This window comes from Phenylobacterium sp., from assembly GCF_036495085.1.
GTDB lineage: Bacteria > Pseudomonadota > Alphaproteobacteria > Caulobacterales > Caulobacteraceae > Phenylobacterium.
In genome coordinates, this window is the sequence record NZ_DASXNL010000020.1 from 1 (window position 1) to 1,855 (window position 1,855).

Below are 1,855 nucleotides of genomic sequence, written 5' to 3' on the forward strand. Positions count from 1 at the left end.
GTTTTCGAGGCGTGCTCCTTGAACCACGCCTTCATCTTGCTCAAGGACTTGAAGGTCTTGCGCAACTCAGGCTGATCGATGGCGTGGACATCGTGATACTCGATAGCGCCTAGACTTTCATGGCTCGGCAGCGCGGGCGCACTGCCGTCGACGCTCACCTCGCGACATCTGAAAGTGGCTGCCTTCTCAGGCACGGGCTTCCCGGCGGCATCGTAGTAGGTCCAGGGCATCGATTTCTCCTTCCTCCCAGCCGCCTACCGCTAATCTAAGCGTCGGCCATTCAGGCTCGTCCGCTCCCAACGTCGGGCAGTTTCGCAATTCGGCGAACACCGATTGGCGTCAGAACAACGGCGCTGCCGCGCATCTCCACGAGGGCCAGCAGTTTCAGTCTGGCCACGTCGCGGGGGCGCATCTCTGATTGGCCGATCCCAACGGAGATGCGCCCGAGGGCGCTTTCTTCGTTGCGGCTGAGCTCGACTAGTAGGCCTCGTTCCATGGCTACCTCCAGCTCGTAGAAGGTAACTAGCTTATTTAACGCCGTGGAGGGCAAGAATTGAAGAACGCGCCGCTGCTGCAGTAAGGTGGCGAGGCGGCCGACGCGAGATTATTCCGCCGGAACAACAGACACTCCGGATGGGCGGGAAGCCGTTTGCCGCGGTCGTTCTCCGCGGAGCAGGATATCGGCTGAACCGCCGCTCGCCACGACGGCGTGCGCCGCCGCCTCGACGGTGTCGAAGGCCGGCTGCTGCGAATGGTAGTGGCCGTAGAAGCGTCCATCCTTGGTGACCTCCCAGATGCCGCGTCGGTGCGCCACCTCGAATAGCGTTGAGGCGGGCGGCGACAGGGCGGTGTCCACGCTCCGCCCCCGTCTTTCGAGATCGGTATTTTCGATCTTGATCGTCATGAAGTCCCCCTTTCAAAGGGTGGGCTTCTATTGCTGCGTTGACACGCCCGTACCTCCGCCGACTTCGAGATTGTTGTCGCTGAAGAGATGCAATCCTAAAAAGAGCAGGGCGGCGGCAAGCACGCCCCACGCCAGCCACTTCGCAAACCCCGACTTCATCTTTTCGCCTCCGATGGGTGCGGCCTCCACCGACGGGATGGCCAGCGCGCTCCGCCCCGGCAGCCAGTTCACCAGACGAGCCGCGATCGCCTCCGACTCCGAGGCCTTCCAGTCTCCTTCGGGAAGCATGGCAATCGTCACAGCGAAGGCCCGAGCTGCGGTTTCCCTGGGCAGATCCGACAATCGGGCGGCTTCCCGCCACGGGTCGAAGCCCAGCCGCGTCAGGGCCGTCAGGACCGTAAGCGGCAGCCCAATTTTTTCCTCGCCGACGGCGGCAAAGAGAAACGCGTTGTACTCGGAGTTGCCGAGCGAATATTCCGGACGCAAGGTCATGACGCCTCCTGTTCGGTTGTCGCCGTGGACGAGGCTGCCCGCCACGACGACGAGAACGCGTCCGGCTAAAAGCCCATATCGCCGCCGCTGGGCATCGCCGGTTGGGCATTCTTGGCCGGTACTTCGGCCACCATCGCCTCGGTCGTGACCAGAAGGCCGGCGACCGACACCGCGCCCTGCAGGGCGGTGCGCACGACCTTCGTCGGATCGATGACGCCGGCCTTGATCATGTTGACGTACTCCGCCTTCTGGGCGTCGAAGCCGAAATTGACGTCCTTCTGGTCGAGCATGCGGCCCGCGACCACCGCGCCGTCGAAGCCGGCATTCTCCGCGATCTGGCGGACCGGCGCCTGCAGGGCGCGGCGCACGATCTCGATGCCGACCTGCTGGTCGTGGTTGGCGCCCCGCTTGTGCTCGAGCACGCGCGTGGCATAGAGCAACGCCGCGCCGCCGCCCGCG

Annotated in this window: 5 protein-coding genes; all 5 read right to left on the reverse strand. The window is 64.1% G+C overall.

Features of this window, described 5'->3' with window-relative positions; genetic code table 11:
- Positions 1 to 230 (reverse strand): hypothetical protein (locus VGI62_RS03080; RefSeq protein WP_331502926.1); only part of this gene is annotated, 230 nt, incomplete at its 3' end.
- 50 nt (positions 231 to 280) lie between these two features.
- Positions 281 to 496, reverse strand: coding sequence for a hypothetical protein (locus VGI62_RS03085; protein WP_331502927.1), 216 nt, complete (start codon positions 494 to 496; stop codon positions 281 to 283).
- A 108-nt stretch (positions 497 to 604) separates the two neighbouring features.
- Entirely contained in the window at positions 605 to 904 is a 300-nt protein-coding gene (locus VGI62_RS03090; protein ID WP_331502928.1) for a hypothetical protein, read from the reverse strand.
- A gap of 27 nt (positions 905 to 931) precedes the next feature.
- Positions 932 to 1,396, reverse strand: coding sequence for a hypothetical protein (locus VGI62_RS03095; RefSeq protein WP_331502929.1), 465 nt, complete (start codon positions 1,394 to 1,396; stop codon positions 932 to 934).
- A gap of 65 nt (positions 1,397 to 1,461) precedes the next feature.
- Positions 1,462 to 1,855, reverse strand: a 394-nt coding sequence (locus tag VGI62_RS03100; protein ID WP_331502930.1) for a TCP-1/cpn60 chaperonin family protein, incomplete at its 5' end; no start/stop codon positions are given.

Bases quoted from the DNA above. Each gene is read 5' to 3' on its own strand.
- VGI62_RS03085 (WP_331502927.1), bottom strand. From the start codon at position 496: ATGGAACGAGGCCTACTAGTCGAGCTCAGCCGCAACGAAGAAAGCGCC.
- VGI62_RS03090 (WP_331502928.1), bottom strand. From the start codon at position 904: ATGACGATCAAGATCGAAAATACCGATCTCGAAAGACGGGGGCGGAGC.
- VGI62_RS03095 (WP_331502929.1), bottom strand. From the start codon at position 1,396: ATGACCTTGCGTCCGGAATATTCGCTCGGCAACTCCGAGTACAACGCG.